The 26773-nt window shown below is 38.8% G+C and carries 25 protein-coding genes and 1 pseudogene; 14 read left to right on the top strand and 12 right to left on the bottom strand.

The genetic code is table 11. From position 1 onward, the window contains the following. Window positions 1-2 precede the first annotated feature (2 nt). The 5 genes from SJPD1_RS08420 to SJPD1_RS08400 form a co-directional block, all read right to left on the bottom strand. Window positions 3-2633: a valine--tRNA ligase gene (locus tag SJPD1_RS08420; protein ID WP_096046759.1), complete on the bottom strand. Its 2631-nt coding sequence runs from the start codon at window positions 2631-2633 to the stop codon at window positions 3-5. Between the two features lie 59 nt (window positions 2634-2692). After that, window positions 2693-3478 carry a GGDEF domain-containing protein gene (locus SJPD1_RS08415; protein WP_096046758.1) on the bottom strand — a complete coding sequence of 262 codons (786 nt, stop codon included), beginning with the start codon at window positions 3476-3478 and terminating at the stop codon, window positions 2693-2695. 82 nt (window positions 3479-3560) lie between these two features. Continuing rightward, complete coding sequence (gene cysK, locus SJPD1_RS08410; protein ID WP_096046757.1) at window positions 3561-4490, bottom strand: cysteine synthase A; 930 nt, start codon at window positions 4488-4490, stop codon at window positions 3561-3563. Between the two features lie 10 nt (window positions 4491-4500). Next, window positions 4501-4914 (bottom strand): RrF2 family transcriptional regulator, encoded by a 414-nt coding sequence (locus SJPD1_RS08405; protein ID WP_096046756.1) that lies wholly within the window; start codon window positions 4912-4914, stop codon window positions 4501-4503. A 9-nt stretch (window positions 4915-4923) separates the two neighbouring features. Further along, window positions 4924-6186 carry an O-acetylhomoserine aminocarboxypropyltransferase/cysteine synthase family protein gene (locus tag SJPD1_RS08400; protein ID WP_096046755.1) on the bottom strand — a complete coding sequence of 421 codons (1263 nt, stop codon included), beginning with the start codon at window positions 6184-6186 and terminating at the stop codon, window positions 4924-4926. A 375-nt stretch (window positions 6187-6561) separates the two neighbouring features. Between SJPD1_RS08400 and SJPD1_RS08395 the strand changes: the two genes are divergently transcribed. The 13 genes and pseudogenes from SJPD1_RS08395 to SJPD1_RS14980 all read left to right on the top strand — a co-directional run bounded on the left by SJPD1_RS08395 (window position 6562) and on the right by SJPD1_RS14980 (window position 19243). After that, entirely contained in the window at window positions 6562-6897 is a 336-nt protein-coding gene (locus SJPD1_RS08395) for a DUF2018 family protein (protein ID WP_226372175.1), read from the top strand. Beyond that, window positions 6890-7354 carry a hypothetical protein gene (locus SJPD1_RS08390; protein WP_096046753.1) on the top strand — a complete coding sequence of 155 codons (465 nt, stop codon included), beginning with the start codon at window positions 6890-6892 and terminating at the stop codon, window positions 7352-7354. The genes SJPD1_RS08395 and SJPD1_RS08390 overlap by 8 nt, the downstream gene beginning before the upstream one ends. A gap of 10 nt (window positions 7355-7364) precedes the next feature. After that, window positions 7365-8261: a polyprenyl synthetase family protein gene (locus SJPD1_RS08385; protein WP_096046752.1), complete on the top strand. Its 897-nt coding sequence runs from the start codon at window positions 7365-7367 to the stop codon at window positions 8259-8261. Further along, window positions 8261-9562: a glutamyl-tRNA reductase gene (hemA, locus tag SJPD1_RS08380; protein WP_096046751.1), complete on the top strand. Its 1302-nt coding sequence runs from the start codon at window positions 8261-8263 to the stop codon at window positions 9560-9562. The genes SJPD1_RS08385 and hemA overlap by 1 nt, the downstream gene beginning before the upstream one ends. Continuing rightward, window positions 9562-11265, top strand: a complete 1704-nt coding sequence (locus tag SJPD1_RS08375) for a proline--tRNA ligase (protein ID WP_096046750.1) — start codon at window positions 9562-9564, stop codon at window positions 11263-11265. Before hemA ends, SJPD1_RS08375 begins: the two co-directional genes overlap by 1 nt. Beyond that, window positions 11262-11687 carry an FxsA family protein gene (locus SJPD1_RS08370; protein ID WP_096046749.1) on the top strand — a complete coding sequence of 142 codons (426 nt, stop codon included), beginning with the start codon at window positions 11262-11264 and terminating at the stop codon, window positions 11685-11687. The genes SJPD1_RS08375 and SJPD1_RS08370 overlap by 4 nt, the downstream gene beginning before the upstream one ends. Then, window positions 11638-12498: a DsbA family protein gene (locus SJPD1_RS08365; protein WP_096046748.1), complete on the top strand. Its 861-nt coding sequence runs from the start codon at window positions 11638-11640 to the stop codon at window positions 12496-12498. The genes SJPD1_RS08370 and SJPD1_RS08365 overlap by 50 nt, the downstream gene beginning before the upstream one ends. Continuing rightward, on the top strand, window positions 12495-13439 hold the full coding sequence (hemC, locus tag SJPD1_RS08360) for a hydroxymethylbilane synthase (protein WP_096046747.1): 945 nt from the start codon (window positions 12495-12497) through the stop codon (window positions 13437-13439). Before SJPD1_RS08365 ends, hemC begins: the two co-directional genes overlap by 4 nt. 9 nt (window positions 13440-13448) lie before the next feature. Next, window positions 13449-15257 (top strand): menaquinone biosynthesis decarboxylase, encoded by a 1809-nt coding sequence (locus SJPD1_RS08355; RefSeq protein WP_096046746.1) that lies wholly within the window; start codon window positions 13449-13451, stop codon window positions 15255-15257. 139 nt (window positions 15258-15396) lie between these two features. After that, window positions 15397-15990 (top strand): hypothetical protein, encoded by a 594-nt coding sequence (locus tag SJPD1_RS08350; RefSeq protein WP_096046745.1) that lies wholly within the window; start codon window positions 15397-15399, stop codon window positions 15988-15990. A gap of 82 nt (window positions 15991-16072) precedes the next feature. Then, the gene (locus SJPD1_RS08345; protein ID WP_096046744.1) at window positions 16073-16723 is read left to right on the top strand and encodes a ferritin family protein; all 651 of its coding nucleotides are present in this window, start codon (window positions 16073-16075) and stop codon (window positions 16721-16723) included. A 504-nt stretch (window positions 16724-17227) separates the two neighbouring features. Then, window positions 17228-18379 (top strand): annotated as a pseudogene (locus tag SJPD1_RS14985) (FIST signal transduction protein); the annotation flags it as partial. Between the two features lie 234 nt (window positions 18380-18613). After that, window positions 18614-19243: a methyl-accepting chemotaxis protein gene (locus SJPD1_RS14980; protein WP_420855362.1), complete on the top strand. Its 630-nt coding sequence runs from the start codon at window positions 18614-18616 to the stop codon at window positions 19241-19243. A gap of 56 nt (window positions 19244-19299) precedes the next feature. On the opposite strand, the gene SJPD1_RS14450 is transcribed toward SJPD1_RS14980, so the two are convergent. Together SJPD1_RS14450 and SJPD1_RS08330 are read right to left on the bottom strand one after the other, a co-directional pair. Beyond that, window positions 19300-19584, bottom strand: a complete 285-nt coding sequence (locus SJPD1_RS14450) for a hypothetical protein (protein ID WP_138070108.1) — start codon at window positions 19582-19584, stop codon at window positions 19300-19302. Window positions 19585-19668: 84 nt separating this feature from the next. Next, complete coding sequence (locus SJPD1_RS08330; RefSeq protein WP_096046741.1) at window positions 19669-19983, bottom strand: hypothetical protein; 315 nt, start codon at window positions 19981-19983, stop codon at window positions 19669-19671. 194 nt (window positions 19984-20177) lie between these two features. On the opposite strand from SJPD1_RS08330, the gene SJPD1_RS08325 reads away from it, so the two are divergent. Further along, window positions 20178-20390, top strand: coding sequence for a hypothetical protein (locus tag SJPD1_RS08325; RefSeq protein ID WP_087438748.1), 213 nt, complete (start codon window positions 20178-20180; stop codon window positions 20388-20390). 27 nt (window positions 20391-20417) lie between these two features. On the opposite strand, the gene SJPD1_RS08320 is transcribed toward SJPD1_RS08325, so the two are convergent. The 5 genes from SJPD1_RS08320 to SJPD1_RS08300 all read right to left on the bottom strand — a co-directional run bounded on the left by SJPD1_RS08320 (window position 20418) and on the right by SJPD1_RS08300 (window position 26690). Further along, window positions 20418-20900, bottom strand: coding sequence for an outer membrane beta-barrel protein (locus tag SJPD1_RS08320; protein WP_096046740.1), 483 nt, complete (start codon window positions 20898-20900; stop codon window positions 20418-20420). Window positions 20901-21124: 224 nt separating this feature from the next. Next, entirely contained in the window at window positions 21125-24151 is a 3027-nt protein-coding gene (locus SJPD1_RS08315; RefSeq protein WP_096046739.1) for an efflux RND transporter permease subunit, read from the bottom strand. 3 nt (window positions 24152-24154) lie between these two features. Next, window positions 24155-24853: an efflux RND transporter periplasmic adaptor subunit gene (locus SJPD1_RS08310; protein WP_096046738.1), complete on the bottom strand. Its 699-nt coding sequence runs from the start codon at window positions 24851-24853 to the stop codon at window positions 24155-24157. Further along, the gene (locus SJPD1_RS08305) at window positions 24850-26079 is read right to left on the bottom strand and encodes a TolC family protein (protein WP_096046737.1); all 1230 of its coding nucleotides are present in this window, start codon (window positions 26077-26079) and stop codon (window positions 24850-24852) included. Before SJPD1_RS08305 ends, SJPD1_RS08310 begins: the two co-directional genes overlap by 4 nt. Further along, window positions 26067-26690 (bottom strand): TetR/AcrR family transcriptional regulator, encoded by a 624-nt coding sequence (locus tag SJPD1_RS08300; RefSeq protein WP_096046736.1) that lies wholly within the window; start codon window positions 26688-26690, stop codon window positions 26067-26069. The genes SJPD1_RS08305 and SJPD1_RS08300 overlap by 13 nt, the downstream gene beginning before the upstream one ends. Between the last annotated feature and the right edge of the window lie 83 nt (window positions 26691-26773).

Below are 26773 nucleotides of genomic sequence, written 5' to 3'. Positions count from 1 at the left end.
GATTAAATACCGAGTGAAATGAGTTCCGCTTCAATTTTGACCATTTTAGCTTTAGCATCATCCAACCCTTTTTGATTTTCTGCAATAACTTCTTTTGGAGCATTGGCAACAAAGCGCTCGTTGGAGAGCATACTTGAGAGTTTCATAATTTCTTTTTCAAGCTTGATTTTTTGATTGTTCAGGCGCTCAACGATGGGGCCCAAATCAACACCATCGAGTGGAATAAACACCTCAACGTTATCGCCCACGTCGGTGGCTGAGTTAGCGATCTTAACCTCAGTAAAGTCGATATTTTCAACTTTTGCCAATAAGCTAATGTATTTCAACGCATCTTTTAGGTTTACAGCATCAGAAACTTTGATAAAAGCGTGCTCTATTTTTTTGTTTCCAAGATCAATATTGGCCTTGGCACGTCGAATGCCTACAATCGCTTCGATAACAAGTTCAAAGGTCTTCTCAATTTTTTCGTCTTGTTTGAGTGCATGAGGATAGCGTTTGACCATAATGGATTCATTGTCTTCCAGTGTTTTATCGGAAAGTTCTTGGTAGAGGAATTCAGAGATAAATGGCATAAAGGGATGAATAAGCTTCATTGCCTCTTTAAAGATAGCTCCAAGCTCCAAAATAGCAGGTTTGTCTGCTTTACTCAGCTCAATACCCCAATCACAAAATTCACCCCACAAGAAGCGGTACAGTGTGGTGGCTGCGTCATTAAAACGGTAATCGCTAAAGTGAGCACGTACCTCTTCCATTGCTACTGCTAAACGGCTTTTCATGTATAAACCAAGAGCGGTTTTAATTTCGATCTTGTCTAAATCTTCAAATGAGTTTGCATTCATCAACAAAAAGCGTGAAGCGTTGTAAAGTTTGTTGGTGAAGTTACGAATTTGCTCTAATTTTTCACCGCTCAGTTTGATGTCACGACCTTGAACTGCAAGAATGGCGAGGGTAAAGCGCAAAGTATCTGCACTGTATTCATTAATAGTATCCAGCGGATCGATCACGTTTCCTTTGCTTTTGCTCATTTTCTGACCGTGTTCATCTTTGACAAGAGCGTGGAGATAAATATCTTTAAAGGGAAGCTTGCCCAGTGTATGTTCTCCTGAAAACATCATACGTGCCACCCAGAAGAAGAGGATATCAAAGCCTGTAATGAGCAGGGTATTGGGATAAAAATCTTTTAAGTCGCTTTCATTCCATTTTTCATCTTTGTAAGCATCCCCATTTCCCCAGCCGAGTGTTGAAAAAGGCCAAAGACCTGAGCTAAACCATGTATCAAGGACATCAGGGTCTTGGTGAAGCTTGTTGCTGTAGCACTTAGGGCATTCTGACTCACTCTCCGCTTCACTTGCCCATTCATGGCCACACGCATCACAATAAAAAACAGGAATTTGATGTCCCCACCAAAGCTGGCGCGAGATGCACCAATCACGAAGCTCTTTCATCCATGCATTGTAGGAATTGAGCCAGTGGCTTGGGTAAAATTCGGCTAGGTGTTCATTGACCTTTGCAATAGCACCTTCCGCGATCTCTTTTTTGACAAACCACTGTTTGGAAATGTAAGGTTCCACCACATTTTTACAACGATAGCAGTGACCCACTTGGTTTTCATAATCTTCGACTTTATCGACAAACCCTTCATTTTGTAGTTTTGCCATAATAGGCGCACGTGCTTCAAGGCGTTCTAACCCTTTAAATTCACCACAGTAATTGTTAAGAATACCATTGCTATCAAAAATCGTGATAAACTCTAAATTATGACGTTTACCGACTTCATAGTCATTAATGTCATGCGCAGGTGTAACTTTAACACAGCCTGTTCCAAAGCTCATATCGACATGTTCATCAGCAATGATCTCAATTTCACGACCAATGAGTGGAAGAATCACTTTTTGACCTACAAGGTGCTTATAGCGCTCATCTTCAGGGTGAACCATAACAGCAGTATCACCAAAATAGGTTTCAGGACGAGTGGTCGCTACGACTAAAAACTCTTTAGAATCTTTGAGAAAATATTTTAAATGATACAGTTTGCCTTTGTTGGTCTCATACTCTACTTCAATGTCACTCAGCGCACCATCATGAGTACACCAGTTTACCATGTAGTTACCCCGAACAATAAGTCCTTCTTTATAGTATTTAACAAACGCTTTTTTAACAGAATTTTTAAGTCCATCATCCATCGTAAAACGTTCTCTGCTCCACGCAGGAGAGACACCAAGTTTACGCATTTGGTGAACGATCTGTCCGCCACTGTACGCTTTCCATTCCCAAACTTTCTCTAGAAATTTCTCGCGTCCCAACTCTTCTTTTTTAATACCTTGAGCCAGGAGTTGTTTTTCAACCACATTTTGTGTGGCAATTCCCGCATGATCAGTTCCTGGTTGCCAAAGTGTTTTAAATCCATCCATGCGTTTAAAACGGGTGATAATATCTTGGAGTGTAAACGTAAGTGCATGTCCGATATGGAGACTTCCCGTAACATTGGGAGGTGGCATCATGATACAGAAGTTTTTGCCTTGCTCTTGAATGGCTTTATTGCCGTCAATTTCAAAATAGCCTCTATCTTCCCAAATTTTGTAATAATTCTCTTCTATTTCTTTTGGGTTGTAAACGGTGCTTTTTTCACTCATAGTCATCTATACCTTATAAATTTTTGTTAGATTATACAAAAATAGGGGTAAGACTTGGTTTAAGCTAGGAATGTGGCGGTGTTTTTACCGGCTTCTTTAGAGATATACAATGCTTGATCTGCGCGTTGCAGCATTGTTTTAAAATCATCGTCACTTCTGTAAAGTGTGTATCCAATACTGAGATTGATTTGAAGTTCTTGTTGATCGTGATTGCGAGAAACGGGAATTGTTTTGTTGTTAAATTCATTTAAAATACGATTGACAATCGTTGAAGCAGCATTCTTATCCTGATCAACAATGGAGATAATGAATTCATCTCCACCAAAACGTGCAATGGATTCAGAGGCACGAAGAAGTTGCTGTAACGTACTAGCCGTTATTTTAATTGCCTCATCCCCTATAAGATGTCCATAAGTGTCATTAATAGGCTTAAAATCATCTATATCCAAGATGACTAAAAAAAGATAGTCACGGTTACGTTTTACTTTTTGTATTTCTTTTTGAAAGACATTCATAAACATCAGACGATTATACAGTCCTGTTAGACCATCAAAATGTGATAAGTTTTCAACTTCAAGGTAAGATTTTTTAAAAAAAAAGGCTAGAAGTGTGATAAGAATGGAAATAATAAATGCAAAAATAAAGGAATAGAGCAGGGCACTGTAAACAATGTCCTGCTCTTCGATAAGGAGTTGCGTATTGAAAGAAGGGATACTTTTGTAGTGTTCTACATGTTTCCCATGAAGGTATAGAACAGGTGACATACTAATGACAAGATTCACAACAAATGTTATTGAACCAAGTAAAATAGGCTTTTTAAGAAGAATGCGTGGGATTCGTTTCATAACGTACCTGTACCCCTTTTATGTTGAGAAAATAGTACCATAAAAATGAATAAAAGAGGAAGAAATAAAATAAAGAGTCGTTTTACGACTCTTTATACTCATATAATCCTGCACTTAGGTAACGCTCGCCAGTGTCACATAAAATAGTAACAATTGTTTTACCTTTATTCTCAGGTTTAAGTGCTATTTGGGATGAAACATAAACGTTTGCACCTGCTGAAATACCTACCAATAAGCCTTCTTGTTTTGCAAGATTGCGAGAAGTTTCAATAGCATTTTCATAGCTGACTTTAACCACTTCATTATACAATTTTGTATCAAGGACTGAAGGAATAAATCCAGCACCAATTCCTTGGATTTTGTGCGGTCCTGGGTTTCCACCTGAAAGAACAGGAGATGTTTCTGGTTCAACTGCAATAATTTGGATATTAGGATTGAGCTCTTTTAGTCTTTTCCCTGTACCCGTAATGGTTCCACCGGTACCAACAGCCGCTATAAAAATATCGACTTTACCATCGGTATCTTTCCAAATCTCCTCAGCGGTGGTCGCATAGTGAATGGCTGGGTTTGATTCATTGGAAAATTGTTGTGGCACAAATGAATTTGGTATCTCTTTTGAGAGTTCAGTTGCTTTCTCGACAGCACCTTTCATTCCCAAGGCAGGTTCTGTTAGTACAAGTTCTGCACCTAATGCTGCTAGAAGTTTACGTCTTTCTAAACTCATGGAACTAGGCATTGTAAGTATCAGTTTAAGCCCTAAACTTGCACATACGGTCGCAAGTCCAATACCCGTGTTACCACTTGTTGGCTCGATGATAATTGAATTGAGATCAATTAATCCTTTATCAAGTGCTGTTTTAATCATATTGAATCCGATACGATCTTTCACCGAATGTGAAGGGTTTAGAAATTCACATTTTCCTAGTACCAAAGCATTGGAAGCTTCTGAGGCACGGGTTAGTTTGACAAGAGGAGTGTTGCCAATTAGTTCAGTTACATTGTGTGCATACATAATAATCTCCTTAGATGTTATAATTTAATTGATTGTTAAGACGTTGTGCATAAACGTCAAACTCAGAAAGCGGTAAATTAAAAATCTCTTGTATCTTGGCATTGCTTTCTTCATAGAAAATGCGAAGTACAGGGTCTTTTACTTCTCCTTCTGTAACGACAAGATTTCCCTCAAGGGCGATCAAAATATCTTTAATCAAAATATCTTGAGCATTCTTGGCTAGAAGATAACCGCCATAGGCACCTCTAACACTACTGACTAAACCTGCTTGACGCAATAGAATCAAAAGTTGCTCCAAGTAGTTTTGTGGAATCTCAGCACGTGCAGAGATCTCTTTAATTTGCAAAGGTTTCACACTCTTTGATAAAAAGAGTTGGTACATGGCACTTAAACCATACATTCCTTTGGTTGAGAGTAATGACATATTGCTTCCTTAACCTAAAGCAATTTTAAGATCTTCAATAAGATCATCTGCATTTTCAAGTCCAATGCTGAGTCGAATAAGTCCAGCTTTAACACCTGTAAGCTCTAATTCTTCAACAGAAAGTTGTTGATGGGTTGTGCTTGCAGGATGGGTAATGATCGATTTTGAATCACCAATATTCACAACAACGGAAAATATTTTTGTGGAATTAAGAATGTGTTTTGCAAATTCAAAATCATCAACTTCAAAACTTAACAGTCCAGATGTTTGGCCCTCTTTAAAATACTGTTTCGCTCTACTGTGTAAAGGGTCACTCTCTAAAGCAGGGTAAGAGACTTTTTTTACTTTAGGGTGCGCTTTTAAAAAACTAGCTACTTTATAAGCATTCCGCGAATGCTCTTTCACACGTAGTGATAACGTCTCTAACCCTTGAATCAATAACCAAGAGTTAAATGGCGCAATAGTTGCTCCAATATCACGGATGAGTGAGAGGCGAATTCTAAGTGAAAAAATAGGGAACGGTAATGTTGCGTAAACTAAGCCATGGTAACTTTCATCGGGTTCATTGAATTGTGGATAGCGTGGATTACCGATAAGTTTAGCATTAAGTCCTTTGGCTTCAACAACCAATCCGCCCATTGCACTGCCTTGACCGCAGATGTATTTACTTGCACTGTGAACACTTACATCTATGCCATGATTGAGTGGTTGGAAGAGAATTGGTGTTGCAACGGTGTTATCACATACGGTAATAATGTTGTATTTTTGGGCTACAGCAACGATTTTTTCAATGTTTGGAATTGCAATTTGTGGATTTGACAGTGATTCAAAAAAGATTGCTTTAGTTTTGTCATCAATAAGTGCTTCCAAATCATTGGCATCATCGCTCTCAAAGAGTTTTGCTTGGATACCAAAACGTTTAATCGTGTGTGTAAGTAATGTCGTTGCCCCACCATAGATTTTTTTAGCAACAATGATGTTATCTCCAGCTTCTGCCAAGTTTGCAATAGCGAAAAAGATAGCCGCTTGTCCCGTTGCGGTTGCAATCGCTGCTTCACCATTTTCAACAGCGGCAATTCTATTTTCAAGGACGTCTGTTGTTGGATTGTTTAGACGCGTGTAAATAGGTCCCAGTTCGCGAAGGGCAAAACGATTGGCGGCAGTCTCTGCACTTCCAAAGTCATAGGCAGTGGTTTGATAGATTGGTACTGACATTGTTCCAAAGTGTTGCTTATCATATCCGTAATGTAAGGCGAGGGTTTCTTGATTCATCTTTCATCCTTTTGATGTAGTGTTGATGAAAGTATAGACTAAATATTTTTAAATGTCAAGTAACTCTATCAAGCAACTAATGATTAAAAAAGTAGAGATTGGTATATCAAGAAAAGGGTAGGGCATATACCAATAAAGAGTGTTTATATGTTTTACATGTAAAGATGTAAATGTAACAAATAATACGTAAATTTCTATTTATATTGTATATACTAACAGTACAAATTTAACAGATTATTTTACATATAATTATATGTAAATATCTATTTTATGGTGTGTTTAATGAGGATATTTAATGGAGGAAATACGACAATGACTAACACTTTGTTAGTCAATATTCATTGTTAAAATGATCTATGAAAGTAGCTGTTTTAGATGAGACAAGTTTTAGTGTGCTATAATCGTATCTTTTTAAAAGCACAGGAGAATTTGATGTTGTACGAAGATGAAGATGACTTTTTTATGGGAAGCCCCAAAAGTAAATTTTTTGATATTCTCTTTCATGCTAACCAAGATTTAGTCAAAATGAAGCTTCTAGAAATCGTAGATCGTTACAGTGCCATGGAGATTTTACTTGAAAAACAGTTTGGAATCGATGCTCTTGAAGGATTGATTTCTACGGTGTTAATGGATGAGACAGATTCTGTTGTTGAGCACAATAATGATCTTTTTATTAGCACAATGGGAGAAATATTAACTCAAAATGAGTAAAATAGGGCTAGGATTTGTTTGTTGGGTAGTAGCGTGCACATATGCTCTCTCAGCAGGGATTAATTACGAATACACCCATCAATTTATTCTTAAAAAAGATGAAATAGGGTTGGTTTTAATTAACCATAAAGAGGTTACAAAAAAACCTACAGCAGATAATCCCAACAATGAGTACATTTTACGCTTACGTTGGACACTGTATACGAATAATATGTTGACAGTATTAGTCAACTATAGAGGCTATCCCATGCAATATATAATGCAGAAGAAACATCCTCTAGAGACAGTGATTATTCCATTGTTACCTGATGGTGACAACAAAATGCTTGCTCAAACGTATCTGAAGATTGTTTTTAATGACTTCGATCAAAGAAATAAAGAGGCAATTTTAGATATATTTATAGAAGATAATTTACAACGTATAGAAGTTGAATTTAAACCCAAAAAGAAACCGTAGGATCGCACAGGTGTTAGGAAAAGTTGAAAATTTGATGGTAGAAATGGTCGCTTCTTTAGGCGACGCACGCAGTGTTGAACTCTTTCATAGAGTTCCGAAAGGTAAACGTTTACGCGCAAAACTCATTTTAAAGATTGCTGGAGTTACAGATAACTCTCTTAAGCTCGCTGCTATTGTTGAGCTTATTCATGCGGCAAGCTTGTTACATGATGATGTCATTGATGATGCTTTCACGAGACGAGGGGAAGACTCCATTAATGCGCTTTTTGGCAATAAAACAGCCATAATGCTAGGCGATATACTCTACTCAAAAGGCTTTAGCGAATTGACATTTATGCCCAATGATGTGGCTTATAGTGTTTCTCACGCTGTTGCACTTCTTTCTGTTGGTGAACTATTAGATGTTGAACTTTCCCATGCTTTTAATGACAGTGAAGAGCGTTATTTTGATATGATTTATAAAAAAACAGCTTCCCTAATCGAAGCTTCCGCTAAAGCTGCGGCATTACTTGCTGGCAAAAATGCTACTATTTATGCTCTGTATGGCAAAAATTTAGGGCTTGCTTTTCAGATAATCGATGATATTTTAGATATTACTCAAAGCAGTGAAACGCTTGGGAAACCTTCATTAAATGACTTTAAAGAGGGAAAAACAACCTTGCCTTATCTTTACATGTACCGTAAACTCTCTTCCTCGGATCAGACAAAACTGCTCTCTTTGTTCCAGCAAGAACTCGATGAAACACAAAAAGTGTGGATTAAAACAAAAATGAATGAAACAAAAGCACTGGAAGACTCCATTTCGTATGCACGGAAGTTAGGCTTGGAAGCGTTAGAGGTCATTGAAAAAGAAGAAGATGTGGGTTTGAGCACTATTATTAAAGAGATGATTGAGAGGAATTTTTAATGCATTACCTCACTATGAGTTTTACACATAAGAACACAGATATTAGTATTCGTGAGAAATTGGCTTTTAATTCAGAAGAAAAATGCCGTACGTTTATGGGAACATTGACAAGTTGTGCCGCTGTGAACGAAGTGATCTTACTCTCTACATGTAATCGTGTCGAAGTGATTGCGAGTGTGTCAGAGTGTGAATCAGCACTGAACGATATGTTTGATCTTGTCAGTCGCGTTTCGAGCATTCCGCGTGAAGAATTAGAGGATAGGGCAGATGTTTATGAGGATAATGGTGCGATCCATCATCTCTTTACCGTTTGTTCTTCTCTTGATAGTTTAGTCATTGGTGAGACTCAAATTGCGGGTCAGCTTAAAGAAGCATTTAAATTTGCATTTGAGAACAACTACTGCGCACAAAAACTAGGACGTGCGATGCACCATGCTTTTCGCTGTGCCGCTGAAGTACGTAGTCGAACCGATATTTCAAAAAGTCCTGTTTCGGTTTCAAGTGTTGCGGTGAGTAAAGCCAAAGATTTACTAGGCAATATTGGAGGCTTAACCGCTTTGGTTGTGGGGGCTGGTGAGATGAGTCAATTAGCAGCAAAACATTTAATTTCCAGTGGCGTTAACATTATTATTATCAACCGTAATTTGGAACATGCCCAAGCTTTAGCCACAGAATTGGGTGAATTGGCAACGATTGCACCTTACTCAAAATTGACAGAATTTATTAATCGTTACCGCCTCGTTTTTACAGCTACGGGAGCGCCTCATAGTGTTATTACCGATGATATGGTTGAAGAGCGTGAGTTCTCACGGTATTGGTTTGATATAGCGGTTCCTCGTGATATTGACGTGAGTGAGCATAAGGATCTCCATATTTTTGCGGTCGATGATTTGGAAGAGATTGTAAATCAAAACATGTCTCTTCGTGAAGAGCAAGCCAAAATTGCTTATTCTATTGTGGGTCGAGCTACGATGGACTTTTTTAAATGGTTGCAAAGTATGTGTGTCGACCCTATCATCAAAGAGATTCGCGATCAAGCCAAAGAGTGTTCCTTGCAAGAGTTAGAAAAAGCAGTGAAAAAAGGGTATATTCCTGAAGAGTTGCAAGAGCAGGTAGAAAAACTCTTGCATCATGCATTTAACTCTTTTTTACACTCACCCACTAAAAACCTCAAAGAAGTCGCGGAAAAACCTGAAGCCGATACGATTGTACAAGCGGTTCAATATATTTTTAACATTAATGAAGATCAAACCAAACGAATGAATATGTATAAATGTGAATACCAAATGGGAGTTAAGTAATGAAGTTTTCAAAATTATATGCACCAACAACCAAGGATGCGCCTAAAGATGCAACACTTCCGAGCCATCAATTTTTGGTGCGTGGTGGTTTTATCTCTCAAGTAGGTAGCGGATTGTATAACTTTTTGCCGATGGGAAAAATCGTTTTTGATAAAATTAAAAATGTTGTTAAAGAAGAGATGGATGAAACGGGTGCGCAAGAGATCCAAATGGATGTGGTCACTCCTGCAGAACTGTGGAAACAAAGTGGACGTTATGATGTTTTTGGCAAAGAGTTGTGTCGCTTTAAAGATCGAAAAGAGAATGAATTTGTTTTAGGGCCAACCCATGAAGAGGTAGTGGTGGATATTGTTCGCAACCGCATCAATAGCTATAAACAATTACCACTGCATTTGTACCAAATTACCACCAAATTCCGTGATGAAGCACGTCCTCGTTTTGGACTTCTGCGAGGTCGTGAGTTTACGATGAAAGATGGTTATAGTTTCCATGAAGATGAAGCGTGTATGAAAAAAGAGTTTGATGTGATGGAAAAGACCTACACCAAAATCTTTACGCGTTTAGGGCTCGATTTTAGAGCGGTAGATGCTGATAGCGGTGCCATTGGCGGTAGTGGTAGTAAAGAGTTTATGGTATTGGCACAAAATGGTGAAGATGACATTGTTGTCTGTCAAAAATGCTCCTATGCTGCCAATATCGAAGCGGCAAAACGTGCTCCTAAACTTGCCCCATCTGAAGCTCCTGAAGCGAATCTTTCCAAATTTAAAACGCCTGATATGAAAACCATTGACGATGTCTGTAATTTCTTTAAAGTCGATCCGTTCTACAGCATTAAAGCGGTAGTAAAAAAAGCGGTCTATGTGGATAAAGAAGAGGTGGTTGTTTTCTTTGTTAGAGGCAATGATGAGCTTCAAGAGACCAAAGCACAAAATGCCTGTGGTGCACTTGATCTTTTAGACGCTTCTTTAGAAGAGGTTGAACGTGCAGGGCTCAAAGCAGGTTTTATTGGACCTGTCGGACTAGAATGTGTAAAATTTTACATAGATTTAGAACTTAAAGAGGCTAAAAATATTATCTGTGGTGCCAATGAAACAGACTTTCACATGGTAGGTGTCTCCATGTTTAACTTCAACGAAGATCGCTACAAAGACCTTGCGAGTGTCAAGGCGGGTGACAAATGCGCTTGTTGTGGCGGTGAACTAGGCGTTACCAAAGGCATTGAAGTAGGGCACATTTTCCAACTGGGACAAAAATACGCTAAAGCGATGGGTGCGACATTCTTAGATAAAAATGGTAAAGCACAACCGTTTTATATGGGATGCTATGGCATTGGTGTGAGTCGTTTGGTCGCGGTAATGATTGAAGCAAGCCATGATGAAAAAGGGTGTATTTGGAATAAACAAACAGCGCCTTATTTGCTTGATATTATTGTTTCCAATGTCAAAGATGAAGCACAAAATAACTATGCAGAAGAACTGTATAATGCCTTGAAAAAAGAGCGTTACAGTGTTCTTTTAGATGATCGAAATGAACGTTTTGGTTTTAAAATGAAAGATTATGAACTCATTGGTCTTCCATATGCACTGATTGTTGGTAAAGAGCTTGAAGAGGGTTTTGTTGAAATTGTTGAGCGTAAGACATTGGAAAAAACCGTTGTTAAAAAAGAGGAAGCTCTTTTTAAACTCAAGGAATTTTTAGCGTGAAATATTTTTTAATCTATCTCTTCTTAGAGGTCATGGTAAGTGTCAATATTGCTTCTGCTATAGGCGCATTTGCAACGTTTATTGAGCTTGTCGTATCTGCTGTACTCGGGTTTATTTTACTTGCAAATATGCGTATTACACTGATGCAAAACCTTAATGCCCTGATGCAAGGAGAGATTAGCATTGAATCTTTTCAACGACTGAATCTTTGGACCATTGTAGGTGCAATTTTGCTAATTTTGCCAGGTTTTTTAGGCGATATTGTAGGACTTTTGTTGCAATTTAGCTCTATTGTGACACTGTTTGCTTCAAAATTTTTACATGTAAAAGATGAGAACAGTTCTACTGAATATTTTACGGAAGGAAAAAAAGATGAGATCATTGATGTTGAAGTTATTGACGACACTAATCACCTTAAGTAGTTTTTCACTTTTTGCCGCAGATGCAAATGCTGATCTTGACACAAAAGTCACGACATTTTTACAAAAAGCCATTGTTCCGAATGAAAATTATACGTTTGATAAAGTTGTTATTCTCAAAAAAGAAGCGATGAAAGAGATGCCTGACTGGATGGTCTATTTTGTGCGTATTGATCTTAATTTAGTCAAGCAAGAGGGTAAAAAACTCTCCGTCAATGATATGGTCTTTACCAATGGAAAAATCTTGAGTAAGGATTTTACAAATCTGAACAACGGTCGAAGCGTCAAGGGGAGTTATTCGCTTGATATGGATGCCTCTGCCTACAATAAAGAGCATCTTTTAGCAGGCAATCTTAATGCACCTCATAAAATCGTTGTATTTAGTGATCCATCGTGTCCTTTCTGTATGGATTTTGTCCCAGAAGTTCTTGCCGATGTACAGAAATATCCTGAAACATTTGCACTTTTTTATTACCATTTTCCACTGAATATCCATCCAGCATCTCCAACACTCGTCAAAGCAATGATTTTTGCAGAAGAGAAGGGTGATCATGAAATTGTCAAAAAAGTCTATAAAGAATTTTTTGATATTAAAGAGACGGATGAAAAAGCAATTTTAGATATTTTCAACAAAGCATTAAATAAAAATTTTACGATTGAGCAAATTAACCAACCCCATATTCTTAAACAACTCAATAGCGATCAAGAATTAGCCAATGCTTTGATGGTTAATGGCACTCCAACCATTTACCTTGATGGCAAAAAAGATGATACAAAACGAAGTTATAGAAAATTTATAAAAGAGTCTAAATGAAAAAACTAATTATTGCAACCCGTGGAAGTAAACTTGCCCTTTGGCAATCCGAACATGTCAAAGCGGAACTTGAAAAAGCGCACCCTGGGCTTGAGGTCGAACTCTCTATTATGATGACCAAAGGCGATAAAATTTTAGATGTTGCTTTAGCAAAAATAGGAGGCAAAGGACTTTTCACGAAAGAGCTTGAAGAGGCGATGCTGAGGGGTGAAGCGCACATTGCCGTTCATAGTCTGAAAGATGTTCCGATGGAGTTTCCACAAGGGCTTAAACTGGGTGTCATTACCAAACGTGAAGATGTCCGTGATGCTATGCTTTCTGAAAAATATGCTTCATTAGAGGAATTGCCTCAAGGTGCTGTGGTTGGAACAACGAGTTTAAGACGTCGAATGCAACTGTTAAAACTTCGTCCTGATTTTGTGATTAAAAATCTACGAGGTAATGTCAATACACGGATTCGCAAGCTCAAAGAGGGCGAATTTGATGCAATTATCTTGGCAAGTGCTGGTATAAACCGTTTGGGGCTTGCCAGTGAAGTCACACACTTTGCACCGATTTCAAAAGAGGTGATGATCCCTGCTTCGGGTCAAGCGGCGCTTGGTATTGAAATTGTCTGTGATGCCGAAGTGGAACGTTTGGTTTCGGTACTTAACGACGAAGATGCCATCATCGAAACCCGCGTTGAGCGCGACTTTGTGACGATCCTTGAAGGTGGCTGTCAAGTGCCTATTGGTGTGAATGCAGAACTACGTGGCGATGCTTTACATGTAAAAGCGATTATTGGCCTTCCTGATGGTTCGGAAATGCTTAAAGAAGAGATAACAACAACACGCACAGAGTATGCAACTGTTGGTAAAGCTTTAGCGCAAAAAGTGCTTGATAGAGGGGCTAAAGCGCTTTTGGAACGTGCCGAACACATTGCACTGAATGAAATCTTTTAAAGGGAAATAATGCAGAGAATCATTGAGCTTTTACGCCAAAACGATCTTTTACGTGTTATCGATGACGAGCTTGATATTGACTTAGAAATCCCGCATTTAGCGTATATTGAGGTTAAAAAAGAAGATTCTAAAGCACTTCTCTTTACAAAACCCGTGAGCAAAAGACTTGGAAAAAGCTTTGATATCCCCGTTTTGATGAACGTGTTTGGTTCGACCAAAGCGACCGAGCTTATTTTTGGTAAAAATCCCAATGTAGTGGCAAAGCAGATCGAAGCATTGATGCACATGAAACCACCTACATCGTTTATGGACAAAATGGGCATGCTTGGCACACTGTTCAATCTTAAAAATGCGCTTCCAAAGCGTCTAAAAGGCAAAGGTGTTTGTCAAACGAAGGTGTATGATGCGCCAAATCTGTATGATTTTCCGATTTTAACCACATGGAGCGAAGATGGCGGCCCTTTTATTACGATGGGGCAAGTCTATACACAAAGTTTGGATGGCACCAAACAAAATCTAGGCATGTACCGTTTGCAAGTGTACGATAAAAACCGTTTGGGTATGCACTGGCAAATTCACAAAGATAGTGCGCATTTTTTCCATGAGTACCAAAAAGCGGGTAAAAAAATGCCTGTGAGCATTGGAATTGGTGGTGATCCTCTCTATATTTGGTGCGGACAAGCGCCGATGCCGATTGGGATGTTTGAACTCTTACTCTATGGTTTTATCAAAGATAAAAACGCTCGTTTGGTAAAATCCTTGACCAATCCCATTTACGTACCTGAAGATGTAGACATTGTCATTGAGGGGTGGGTTGATCCTAGTCAGATGGAGATCGAAGGGCCTTTTGGTGACCACACAGGCTACTACACGCTTAAAGAGCCGTATCCTGTGATGGATGTGACGTGCATTACATGTAAAGAAAAACCAGTCTATCAAGCCACTGTTGTGGGCAAACCGCCACTTGAAGATAAATACATGGGCTGGGCGACAGAGCGTATTTTTTTACCACTGTTAAAAACGACTGCACCCGATTTGATTGATTATAATATGCCTGAAAATGGCGTGTTTCATAACTTTATTTTAGCCAAGATGAATGTACTTTACCCAGGACATGCCAAACAGTTTATGCACGCGTTTTGGGGTGTTGGGCAGATGAGCTTTGTCAAACATGCGATTTTTGTGGGTGAAAATGCACCAGAACTTGATGATTATGACAAATTGAGTGATTACATTCTCAATCGCATCAATGCCAAACGTTTACTCATCAGTGAAGGTGTGTGCGACGCACTTGATCACGCTTCTCCCAATGCGCTGTTTGGCGGAAAATTGGGTGTGGATTGTACCGGTGGTGTGATCGATGCGCCTTCTAAAACCATTTTGAGCGATCGTGACCTTCTTTTAAAAGTGACAACCTTGGTTCCAGAAGTCATTGCCCTTAAACAGTATAAAACAGAAACAAAAACACCCATTACCGTTATGACCATTCATAAGAAGAGGGCAGGTAAAGAGGTGTATGAAGCACTTAAGCCTTTAAGTGAGTATATGAAACTTTTGATCGTAGTGGATAAAGAGGGCAATAGCGTGGATAATGCCTATATGCTCATCTGGCGTGTGGTCAATAACATTGATGCGCTCCGCGATATTTTTATCGAAGAGGAGTTCATCGGCATTGATGCAACGACTAAAAATGATCTGGATGGCTACACGAGAGAGTGGCCAAAAGACACTGACTGCGACCAATGTACGGTAAAACGCCTTATAGAGCTTGGTTTGGTTGAAAATAACCCAGCGTTTCTAAAACACTTTCATATCTAATCTCATTTTGATGTATACCATCTGTTTTTAATGTGAACAAATGGTATACATTTCTCCTTTTAATCTTCTTCAAAACCTTATATATTGAAATATTTTAAAAAATGTAATAGAATAGTTTATTCTGACTTGGGAGTAAGCGATGCAGACATCTTACAAGCCTTTAGTTGAGCGTTACGATATACCGAGACCTACATTGATCGAGTGGCAGAAGAGGGCAGAGCAAAAAGATAACTGGCGCGTCAAGCACCTAGCGTATCTTCGAATGCAATTAAGCGTTGAAAAAGAGACGTACGACGAAATCAAAAACTACGCACCCTGTGTTGAGGATCTCTTCCTTTTTAGTATCTATCTTTTCTTTCACAATACCGCAAATTTTTTACCCAAAGAGACATTTTTAAAAGGACTTAGAGAGTTTTCTCTGGAAATTCGCAGTGGTGTTGAGTACCAACATGATTTTGCAGGGCGTATTTGGTCGCTTCGCATGAGTGAAGAGTCGAGTAAAAAGATGGTCAATTATTACCGATTGTTTGATCTTCTCAAAAAATTTACCGCTGCACAGTACGCACTTTTATTTAGTGCTGTTTTAGAGTTTGTATCCGTGATGAAGCAAAAATATCAGATTGAGACAAAGAGTTTTTTAGAAGGAAAAACATGGCAGGAGCTTTACATGTACGATAAAGCGTTTGCACCTAAAGTTATCGAAGATTTTTTTACCAAAAAAGGGATTTTATAGATAATAAAAATTATTAATTACAATTAATTACAATTTAAGTAAGTGTGTATTAGAATTTCAGCACAAATATAAAGGAGTATGAATGAAACAGTATGAGACATATAAATGTAGTAAATGTGGTAACGAAGTTGAAGTTCAAAATGTAGGCGGTGGTAAACTTACCTGTTGTGGTCAAGAGATGGAATGTATTACAAAAGACCTAACAGCAGTTAATCTGATGAAAGCATTTGCGGGAGAGTCACAAGCGCGTAATAAATATGACCTATTTGCAGACATTGCATTAGAAGAGGGCTGGCATGCAGTTTCTCGTCACTTTAGAGAAGCGGCTGAAAATGAAAAATGGCATGCAAGAGCTGAATTTAAAGCCTATCACAAGCTTGTTGACGGCGCTGAAACTGAAATCACACTCAAAAATCTTGATGCTGCTATGGCGGGTGAAAATTATGAGCATACAACCATGTACCCAGGCTTTGCAAAAATAGCAGAAGATGAGGGTCATAAAGAGCTTGCACGTCTTTTTAATGCCATTGGTAAAGTCGAAGTTGAACATGAGCGTGAATACAAAGCTCTTCAAGATGCGATGAAAGAAGATGGCTTCTTTGCGGATGCTGAAGAAGAAATTTGGGTATGTGAAGTATGTGGACATATTCATAGAGGTAAAAAAGCACCCAATGCATGTCCATTGTGTAAAGTGGGTAAAGAGTACTTTAAAAGACAATCATTAGGCATCTAAGTTAAAAAAACAACGGCAGAAATATTGCTTACTTTTGTAATGCGAGAATATTTCTGCTGTTGTCCATAATAGTATAGTTATTGTTTCAAAATCTCTCAAGATTGTTTTATCTCCATTTATCAACAAAAGCTCAAAACCTCTTATATAAGGGAAGTCTTTATTTCTTAACTCCATAGAAGCTATTTTCATGCTACGAACTTAATGTAATATTTGTTACGTTAGAATTTGATAATTAACTATGAAAATTTAAGTTTTCAATAATTAATAAAACAAACAAGTTACCATATTTCGGCTCTCATACAAGGAGGCTTTATTCAAAGGCTTTTTAAGTGCACCTTTATTTTTTGTGCGTTAGCATGAATAAAGATGCAGAAATTGGTTTTTTGCTAAGTGCTTTTGATGGCTTTATCGGTATAGCACTTTGATGGGCAAATGATGCCAATGGATCAAGTATTTAATTAATAATTAGAAATAACAAAAAATTCATTTTAAGGAAAGTATCTCATGTTTAGTTTCTTTCGCTCATCAACCGAATCATCGCATCAATCTAGCAGTTCATCATCAAGTGGACTACTCAATCAAGCTATTTTAACTTTAACGCTTCAAGAAAAAACGATGACAACCGCTCTTGAAAAGCTTCCTTTTAATCCAAAAGTTGTTTTAGGGTTTGTCTCACCTGCTCTTGATTTTAGTGCTATCTCTTCAAAACTTAAACAGCTTCTTCCTAACGATACAACATTAATTCTTTCAACGACTGCAGGTGAATTATGCAGTTTGGATCGTTCAAATCCCCTTCCCTCACTCTATTCTTCTGCAAATGCTGGCGAAGGCGATAATATTGTTTTGATGCTCTTTTCTCCTGATATGGTGAGCGATATTTATGTGGCTTCAATTCCGCTCAAAAGCGAAGATATGGCAACGAGTAAAAAAACAGCAGCTGAACGTTCCGCTTTGATTGCTGAAGAGGTTAAAAAAGTGCGTGTTCCTTTTAAAATGCGTTCCGATGATACCCTTGGATATACACTTATTGACGGATTGAGTGCGAGTGAGAGCTTTTTCATGGAAGCGGTTTATCATGTGGGTAAATTTCCCTGTTTGCTCATCGGCGGTAGTGCTGGTGGTAAATTAGATTTTCAAAACACTTATATCTATGATGGGACGCGTACACTTCGCCATCATGCGGTTATTACGTTTATAAAGCTTGCTCCAAAATACCGTTTTGGTGTTTTTAAAAGTCAAAATTTTAGACCAACAGCCACTGTATTTACGGTTTTGGCAGCAAATCCCATTACTCGCACCGTTACAGCATTTTTGGATCGTAAAACCAATGTCAATGTCAGTGTCATAGAAGCGTTAACCAGCCATTTTCATTGCTCAGCCAATGAACTTAACTTTAAACTTGCGAATTATACTTTTGGAATTGCTATTGATGAGGAAATTTATATTCGCTCCATTGCTTCTATTGATATCGCAAACGATACGATTCATTTTTATTGTGATATTGAAGCGGGCGAGGAACTTGTTTTACTCGAAAAAACAGACTTTGTACAGACAACGAGCCATGATTTTGCTGATTTTAGCCGTAATAAGCCCAAAGCGATTGGTGCGATTTTTAATGATTGTATTTTAAGACGTCTTTGCAACGCCGAGGTACTCAATCGGTTGAATACATTTAAAGAGATTCCTGTCGTAGGTTTTTCGACCTTTGGTGAGCTTTTGGGGGTTAATATCAACCAAACGTTAACGGCCATCTTTTTCTATGAGGTTGATGGCGGTAATTTTGAAGATGACTACATTGATAATTTTGTTCAAAAATATGCAGGATTTAAAAGTTATTTTTTACTACGAAAAATAAATCGCCAAACGATCATCAATAATCTGAACAAAGCGATGCTTGAGCAAATGAAACAAAGTATGCCATTACTTCGAACGATTGGTAGTACATTGCAAGATGCTGTAACGGCTATTGATGCGATAGAATCACAACTGGGGCAGGTCAAAGGTGAATTTAATCTCTTTTCATCCAGTATGGAGCAAGGAAGCTCTGACAATGCAAGCCTTTCTATTGAGGTTGATAATCTTACGAATAATGTCCGTGATATTCGTGTTGTTTTGAGCGTCATTGCCGATATTGCAGATCAGACCAATCTTTTAGCCCTTAATGCAGCCATCGAAGCAGCACGGGCAGGGGAACATGGACGCGGTTTTGCTGTTGTTGCGGATGAAGTGCGTAAATTGGCAGAACGCACCCAAAAAAGCCTCTCAGAGACCAATGTATCGGTAAGTACAATCATTCAAGCGGTGGAAAGCATTAGCAAAACGATGGGCAATGTGAGCAGTGGGTTGTTAGCCGTTTCTTCAAAAAGCAATGCACTCTCTTCCGATATGGAAAATCTAGCGGAGAAGAGTCAGCTTATCTCTGGCGAATTAAAGTCTCAATCCAAATTGACAGAAGAGCTCAATAACGAACTCAGTAAACTCGGTGTTTATGAAAAAACACTTGATATTTTAAATCAATAAACGACCTCATTTAAAGGGCATTTTAAATGCCCTCTTCCTTTTTACATGTAAAGATTTTAACTTAGCTGACGTATGGCATTTGCGCTTAAAAGATCTAGGGATGTGCCACGCTCTTCCAAGTATTTTAACAAAAGTTTTTTTCGCTCTTGCGGGAGGTTTTGTCCCCTTTTGAATTTGCATGAAAGACTATTTGGTGTCAATGTTAAGATCATGATCTCTTCAATGCGTTTTTTGTACATAGGATTTTCGGCGGTAATGGTTTTATATCTATTCTTTTGCCCTCTTTGGTTCCATGAACGGCGATACCCTCTTCCACCAGACAAAATTAAGCGATATTGCATAAGGAACGTTATTGTCTTCTGAGTGAGAGCGTTGCGTATTTGCTGAGTAGTGTATGGATTGTCTCTTTATCGGTAATTTCAAATTCATTTCATCGCACGGTTTTTTTCCTCAATAAGTTGGGTATATTTTTCTTGTAGTTCGATGTATTTGCTCAAAAGTTTATGAAATTCGATCTCATAGTCTATTTTTTCATTTTTCTCTGGCTCGGCTGTTGCCTCATTGTGAACGGTAACGTTGCTTGGGAGTGTTTCATCGATGATGTACTCTATCTCTTCACCTTCAACGTTTTTTTTGATTGTTTTGAGTTTTTTTGCATTGATGAGTTTGAGAACAGCGAAGGTACTCATTTTATGTTTAACGGCGTATTGTTGGGCGCTTAGAAGGTTTTGCTCTACCATATTTTTCCTTTTACATGTCAAAAATATTACGCGCTATTTTAATCAATTAGTCTGAAAGAAAAGCAAATTATCTTTACATGTAAAGATTTTTACATGGGTTGAAGCAAGGATAAAGTATAATAACCTCATATATCGTTACAAAACTCTCAACGATTTTTCTCCAATTACATTTCATATAACACGAAGGACATAACATGGGCGGATTACTTAACAATAGCGTTAAAATGGAAAAAGGCTACAAATTAGCAGCACTTTCAACACAGCAAAAACATACGGTACCCTATATAGGAAAACAAACAAATGTGGGTGAGGTGAACTCTGACAAAGCAAAAATGAGTGATGCTCGTAAAGCGCAAGCTAAAGCTAAAGCGAAACAAGCCAAAAAAGATCGAAAAAGAAATAAGTAAGCAGGGATTATCTCCCTGCAAGGTATATTAGAACGCGTATTTGAGATTTAGCCCTAACGTTTTGTAGTCATAATCAGGAATATTGCTTGCATTCATGTTATAGCTTTTATATTCCACTGCCGCAGAGATAGCGCGTGTAATAGGATAATCAACCCCTAAACCGTATCCCAAACCATAACCCGCATTACCATCAACCGATTGAAGTTTTGCCCCAACGATACCATAAGCGTTCAATTTTTCCCAGACATTGTATCCGAGTTTAAAATCTGTACCAGCTCCATACATTGAACCATCACTTAGATTGGCATATTCGCCATTAAAAGCAACACCAAAAAGCACTTTATTGTCTAATGTTTTTGTAATGCCATAACCGATGTTGTAAGCAGCCTTGTGCTCTCCATCGATACTTGCATGGGAGATGCCACCGTGAACATCTTCAACATAATCTCTTGCGTAAGCATTCATTCCAAGTACTGCAGCGACTGAAATGAGACATACCATTTTTTTCATCACACGTGTCCTTAAAGCATTTACCTATCCGAAAAAACGGACTTTAGCGTGAAAACATAAAGCGTCATCACGTTTGAAGAGCATTGCTCTTGTATTAACTCTGTAACAGAGAACCTTAATCCAAGTAACTAAAAAGCAAATAGTGTGCCGATTTTGTAAAATGTGTGGAGAGTTGGGGAAAAAAAGAGGCTGTGTGGGTATTACAGCCTCTTTACATGTAAAGATTAGATTGTACCTTTTTCGTACCATTTACGTAACCATCGATCCATTGGATACATAAATTTATAGATCGCAGGAACGACAAGAAGGGTTAAAACGGTTGAGCTTAAAAGTCCACCAATGATCGCAAGTGCCATGGGGGCATTGGCTTCATGACCTGCTCCGCTTCCAAAAGCCAGAGGCATCATCGCACCGATCATCGCGAAAGTGGTCATCAAAATAGGTCGAAGACGTTTTTCACCTGCTTCAAGAAGTGCCTCATCAATCTCCTTACCCTCTTTAACGGCACGGTTAGCAAAGTCGACGACCAAAATGGCGTTCTTCCCAACCATTCCTAAGAGCAAGATAATACCGATCATAACAAAAAGGCTGAAGGTATAACCGCTTAAATAGAGTGCCACCATGATACCCGTGAGTGAAAGCGGCATAGAGATCATAATAATAAACGGCTGAATCAATGACTCATAAAGCGCGGCTAGAATCAAGTAGATCAAAATAACCGCCAAAAGAACTGCTGCACCAAAAGCTTTTGCTGTATCGTTCATATTTTCAACATCGCCTGTAAAACGGTAATGATACCCTTCTGGTAAAATCTCTTTCATTTTGTCATTGACTTGTACGACCACTTTATCGAGTGAAGTACCGACAATGTTAGCAGTCACTAAGATTTTGCGCTCACGATCAAAACGGTTGATAGATGCTGTTCCTAAATTGCTTTCAAAGGCAATCAACCCTTCCAATGCGACAAAATCGCCATTGGCATTTCGGACTTGCAGTTTTTTCATATCTTCCAACGAGGCTCTAAAGTCATCTCTATAACGAATCGTAATGTCAAATTGTTTGCCATTGTCCTCATAGTAAGAGATGGCACTATCGCTTGAGTACGCAGAGCCTAAAACGGCGGCGATCTCTTTAACACTCACTCCTACCCTTTGCGCATTTTCACGAAGGATGGTAATCTTCATCTCAGGTTTACCACTCTCATAGTCACGATCGACGTCCACAAGACCCGGTGTTGCTTTTAAGAACTCCATGAGCTTCATAGATGTTTGATCTAACGTCTCAAATTGATCCCCTGTAATAACCACTTGCAAAGGTGCTGTTGTATCGCCCGTATCAAAATCATCCACTTTTTCGACAGAAACAGTCAGCCCTTCCATCCCTTTCATCTTTTCACGGTACTGTTGTATTAAGGTGAGTTGTGAAACCGTTCGCTCTTTGACAGGTTTTAACTTAACATAAATACGTGCTTTATGGAGGCTTTTGGCAGAATCATAGCCGATTGAAATGATGGAGTAAGCAATGGATGGATCACCCTTAAGCATCTCATCAACAGGGATGACTTTTTGCTTCATGGTTTCAAGATTGATTCCCACGGGTCCTTTGATGGTAACTTGAAATTCACTGTTGTCTTGCATCGGAAGGAAATCCATACCAACCTTGAGAGTTAACGAGGCAAACAAAAGGGCAAAAGTCACCAAAACGGTGATAGTTTTAAAACGAATCAGTGGCTTTAAAATGCTCACATACGTTCTATCAACTGCTTTTAAAATAGGTTCTGTCGCATAATAGAACTTGCTCTCTTTAGCACTTAAAAGACGCGCTCCGATGGAAGGCACAAACATAACCGCCACAAGGTATGAGATGACAATACCCGAAGCAACGGTCATCGCAAAGGAGTTAAAAAACATCCCTACGATACCGTCCATAAAGGCAACGGGAACAAAGACGGCTAAGAGAACCGAAGAGATCGCTAAAATGGAGAATGCCACCTCTTTGATACCCTCAAAGGAAGCTTTAAAGGGTCTCATGCCCTCTTCCATCTTTTTCATAATATTTTCGATGACCACAATCGCATCATCGATGAAAATACCAATGGCAAGGGTCAGACCAATCAGCGTTAGGCGGTTAAGGTCATACCCAAGCGCATTCATAATCGCAAAGGTACCAATAACCGACGTTGGAATAGCAAGGGCAGAAACAATCGTTGCCGTCACATTACGCAAAAAGGCAAAAACGATAATAATCGATAAAAAAGCACCAAAGATAAGGTCAAAGCGAACATTGTCAATGTTAATCATAATCTTTTCAGACTGATCCTGTAAGATTTTAATCTCATTGTTTTTACCCGCTAAGAGCTGCATGTCAGGCAAGATTTTTTTAACACCTCGGATGATGTTCAGAACATTTTCACCTGCAATCTTTTTGACTTCCAGTGTGACACCTCTTTGACCGTTATACGATGAAAAACTCTTAGGATCACTGAGTCCATCCACAACGGTTGCAACGTCTTTAAGACGCACACCTGGTTTGACCAGAAGGTCTTTGATCTCATCAATATTGGCAGCATCCCCTTCGGCTTTGATGACGATCTCTTGCTTTTGATCGATCATTTTGCCAGCACCCTGCTTGATGTTTTGCTTGGAGATAATCCCGCTGAGATCAGAGGCACTAAGATTGTATTTGTTGAGTAAAAATGGGTCGATAAAAATACGAATTTCACGCTCTTGAAAACCGATAATATTAACTTCACCCACACCTTTGACGCGTTGAAGTTTTGGTTTGAGCTTTTCATCGGCAAGACGCATTAAAGCAATATCATTTTTTCCATCGCTGGCGACGAAAAGCTTGATAACACCACCCGAAGCGCCTAGTTTTTTCACCACAGGTTTATCCACTTCAACAGGAAGGTTAAGGGCGCCTATTTTATCGCGCACGTCATTGGTCGCAACATCAATGTTTTTATTGAGTTTAAACTGAATGACGACCGAACTAAATCCTTCATAGCTGGTTGACATCAGTTTATCAATGCCATCGACGCCAGAGACGGCCTCTTCGATCTTATCGGTGACTTTGGATTCTACGGTGGAGGGATCAGCTCCATTGTAGTTTGTTTGAACGGTAACGATAGGAAAGTCAACGTTAGGATAGAGATTGATCGGCATGGTGTTATAGGACATCAAACCAAAGACAATAAAGGTTAAGACGCCCATTAGGGTCGTAATGGGACGGTTGATTGCTATTTGATACATTGGTTAGTCCACACTGATCATGCCGTTGCCAAAAAGACCCGGCATGAGATCGACGGCTTTGACTTCGGCTTGCATTTCACGGGTACTTGGTAAAATAGTTGGATAGATTTTGCTAATCACACCTTCGTATTTTTTATCGCTTCCATCAACTTTATACACAAATTTTTGTCCTACTTTAACCGTAGTCCAATATTTTTCATCCATTTTAAGCACAAGCTTGACATCGCGAGTGCTCTCAACGGTTAAAAGTTTGGTTTGCGAACCTAGAACGATGTTGCCAAGTTCTGTCATTTTCTTTGTTACAACCAAATCATACGGTGCACGAAGTTCTGTTTTCTTGAAAATAATCTCTTTGTTTTGAGCATTTAAAAGCTGAATATCTTTATCGTAGAGGTAGTTTTCCATTTTCTCTTTGTCGATAACATCAGAGATTTTGGCATAACGATCATAGATTTTAACCGAATGTTCTGCATTTTTACGTGCAATTTCGTACTCGTTCTTTTCTTGCGCATTGCTTAACGCAAGCAGTAAATCACCTTTCTTGACTTTGTCGCCAACATCTACATTTAAAGATCCGACCACTCCTGAAATAGAAAGTCCAAGCTCAGAGCTTTTTTCGCTGACAACATCAAAGGTTGCATACACTTCCCCTGCGACAAGGGCTTGAAACAGAAACAATGTGGTAATTAATATTTTTTTCATTGGATGGCTCCTTTTATCTCTTTACCCATTTCGTAGAGTAAGACGGCTTTTTGGTATTCCACTTCATTTAAAGCGGTTTGAAGTTGTGAGCGTGCATTAAATTTATCGCTTAGAGCATCAAGATAGGTGACGTTGTTGACGATGCCTTGTTGAAATTTCTTTTTAACCAGTTCATAAGTCATTTCCGATGCGCTCAGCCTTGCTTTGGCCGCTTCGATTTTTGCAAGTGCTGTTGTGTAACTATTTTGAGCACTTTTGAAACTTGCTTTGGCTTTGTCTTTTTCGTAGGCTAAGTCACTGTTTTTGGAAAGATACATCTTTTGTGCGGCTTGGTAACTGGCTGAAGTGGAGCCAAAGTCAAAAATCTTCCACTGCATGGAGAGTTGCACGGTATTTTGATGGTCAGCATCCGTTTCCCATGCAGGGTTTGCATAGTCGTATTTGAAACGTGAATAAGTATCTTCTATTTTAATGGTTGGCAAATGTGGTGATTTTGCCGCTTCTGCTTCTGCTTTGGCACTTTGAACGCTCTGCTCTAACGCTAAAATATCAAAGCGTGTTGCATCATTTACTTTGCTTTCTTGAAATGCTATGGTTGAACCTGGCTCAACACGTACTTCTTTCCCTGTCATATATTCTAAAGTGTTTGAAATGTTGTTGAGGGTATTGTCTAGAGTTAAAAGGTCAACTTTGGTTTGTTCAATCGTTGAAATGATCTTTTGCAACTCATCAGCGGTTGCGCTACCAACAGAGAGGAATTTTTCAAGGCGGTAGCGTTCTGCTTCGAGTTGTTCCATCTTTTGAAGCGTTGCTTCTTTACTAGCAAGGGTGCTGATGTAATTGTAATAGTAGTAGATAACGTTTAAAGAAGTATTGTTTTGCACCGATGCGAGTGAAAATGTGGCAGATTTCACAAGGGCTTGTTGTTGATCGAACAGTGCTTCACGTTTTCCACCATCGTAAATGGTAAACGAGACTATGGCAGAACCTGTGCGACTCTTTTCAGGGTACAGCATACTTTCCTCTTGGTTATAGGTTTGGTTTGCACCAAAACTGAGACTGGGTAGATACCCACTTTTCGTGGCGTACTCTTTTTCTTTTGCCGCTTCAAGCTCATAGCGTGAGGCTTCCACATGTTTGTTGGCTTCGGCAAGACTGAGAAGCTCAGGCAAGTTCCCTGCAAAAGTCAACAATGGGAAGAGGCATAAAAGTGTTAATTTTTGCATGGTTCTTTCCTTGTATATTGATCCAGAAGGTAGATCAGATGTTGTGTCAGTGTATTTTGTGCTTCATAAAAATTCATATTACTGGCTTTGGCTCGAATTAGGACACCTTTTAAAAGCATAATAATGGTATAGGTGAGTAAATCTACATTTCCTACGGTAATTTCGCCTTTGGCAATGCCATCATTGAGCCAGCTTGAAATATAGTCATAATCTTGTTGAAAAAATCTTTCAAAATAAGCACTATAAAGACCTGTTTTATCGACAAGCATAGAACTTACGAAGTGTTGGTAGAGCGTCAGCATCTGCTCTTTGTCGTGTTCTTTTTCACATTCGCTAAAATTAAAATACTCTAAGATTTTTTCTTTAGCACTCATTTCGGGTGTAATACGTTTTAGAAATGCCTCATCATGTTGTTGTGAGAGCATATCCCAGATGGTAAAGATAATCTCTTCTTTATTTTTAAAATAAAGATAGACTGTACCTTTTGCAACACCAGCACTCTTCGCAATCTCATCAATACTTGTTTGTTGCATACCTTTTGCGACAAACAATTCGATAGATGCACGAGCAATATCAAGCCGTTTCTCTTCTTTATCAATAATACGTGCCATGGCTCTCCTTTAAATGACTGACCGTCATTCATTTTTCGAAATGGTACATTTTTTTAGTAAATATGTCAATAGAATTTCAAGCC

The organism is Sulfurospirillum diekertiae, from assembly GCF_002309535.1.
GTDB classification, from domain to species: domain Bacteria; phylum Campylobacterota; class Campylobacteria; order Campylobacterales; family Sulfurospirillaceae; genus Sulfurospirillum; species Sulfurospirillum diekertiae.
The sequence above is the reverse complement of the archived record's forward strand: the minus strand, read 5'-3'. Positions and strand labels throughout refer to the sequence as shown.

Coding starts and splice junctions, on each gene's coding strand:
- SJPD1_RS08420 (WP_096046759.1), bottom strand. CDS start 2,633: ATGAGTGAAAAAAGCACCGTTTACAACCCAAAAGAAATAGAAGAGAAT.
- SJPD1_RS08415 (WP_096046758.1), bottom strand. CDS start 3,478: ATGAAACGAATCCCACGCATTCTTCTTAAAAAGCCTATTTTACTTGGT.
- cysK (WP_096046757.1), bottom strand. CDS start 4,490: ATGTATGCACACAATGTAACTGAACTAATTGGCAACACTCCTCTTGTC.
- SJPD1_RS08405 (WP_096046756.1), bottom strand. CDS start 4,914: ATGTCATTACTCTCAACCAAAGGAATGTATGGTTTAAGTGCCATGTAC.
- SJPD1_RS08400 (WP_096046755.1), bottom strand. CDS start 6,186: ATGAATCAAGAAACCCTCGCCTTACATTACGGATATGATAAGCAACAC.
- SJPD1_RS08395 (WP_226372175.1), top strand. CDS start 6,562: ATGAGACAAGTTTTAGTGTGCTATAATCGTATCTTTTTAAAAGCACAG.
- SJPD1_RS08390 (WP_096046753.1), top strand. CDS start 6,890: ATGAGTAAAATAGGGCTAGGATTTGTTTGTTGGGTAGTAGCGTGCACA.
- hemA (WP_096046751.1), top strand. CDS start 8,261: ATGCATTACCTCACTATGAGTTTTACACATAAGAACACAGATATTAGT.
- SJPD1_RS08375 (WP_096046750.1), top strand. CDS start 9,562: ATGAAGTTTTCAAAATTATATGCACCAACAACCAAGGATGCGCCTAAA.
- SJPD1_RS08365 (WP_096046748.1), top strand. CDS start 11,638: ATGAGATCATTGATGTTGAAGTTATTGACGACACTAATCACCTTAAGT.
- hemC (WP_096046747.1), top strand. CDS start 12,495: ATGAAAAAACTAATTATTGCAACCCGTGGAAGTAAACTTGCCCTTTGG.
- SJPD1_RS08355 (WP_096046746.1), top strand. CDS start 13,449: ATGCAGAGAATCATTGAGCTTTTACGCCAAAACGATCTTTTACGTGTT.
- SJPD1_RS08350 (WP_096046745.1), top strand. CDS start 15,397: ATGCAGACATCTTACAAGCCTTTAGTTGAGCGTTACGATATACCGAGA.
- SJPD1_RS08345 (WP_096046744.1), top strand. CDS start 16,073: ATGAAACAGTATGAGACATATAAATGTAGTAAATGTGGTAACGAAGTT.
- SJPD1_RS14980 (WP_420855362.1), top strand. CDS start 18,614: ATGCTTGAGCAAATGAAACAAAGTATGCCATTACTTCGAACGATTGGT.
- SJPD1_RS14450 (WP_138070108.1), bottom strand. CDS start 19,584: ATGCAATATCGCTTAATTTTGTCTGGTGGAAGAGGGTATCGCCGTTCA.
- SJPD1_RS08330 (WP_096046741.1), bottom strand. CDS start 19,983: ATGGTAGAGCAAAACCTTCTAAGCGCCCAACAATACGCCGTTAAACAT.
- SJPD1_RS08325 (WP_087438748.1), top strand. CDS start 20,178: ATGGGCGGATTACTTAACAATAGCGTTAAAATGGAAAAAGGCTACAAA.
- SJPD1_RS08320 (WP_096046740.1), bottom strand. CDS start 20,900: ATGAAAAAAATGGTATGTCTCATTTCAGTCGCTGCAGTACTTGGAATG.
- SJPD1_RS08315 (WP_096046739.1), bottom strand. CDS start 24,151: ATGTATCAAATAGCAATCAACCGTCCCATTACGACCCTAATGGGCGTC.
- SJPD1_RS08310 (WP_096046738.1), bottom strand. CDS start 24,853: ATGAAAAAAATATTAATTACCACATTGTTTCTGTTTCAAGCCCTTGTC.
- SJPD1_RS08305 (WP_096046737.1), bottom strand. CDS start 26,079: ATGCAAAAATTAACACTTTTATGCCTCTTCCCATTGTTGACTTTTGCA.
- SJPD1_RS08300 (WP_096046736.1), bottom strand. CDS start 26,690: ATGGCACGTATTATTGATAAAGAAGAGAAACGGCTTGATATTGCTCGT.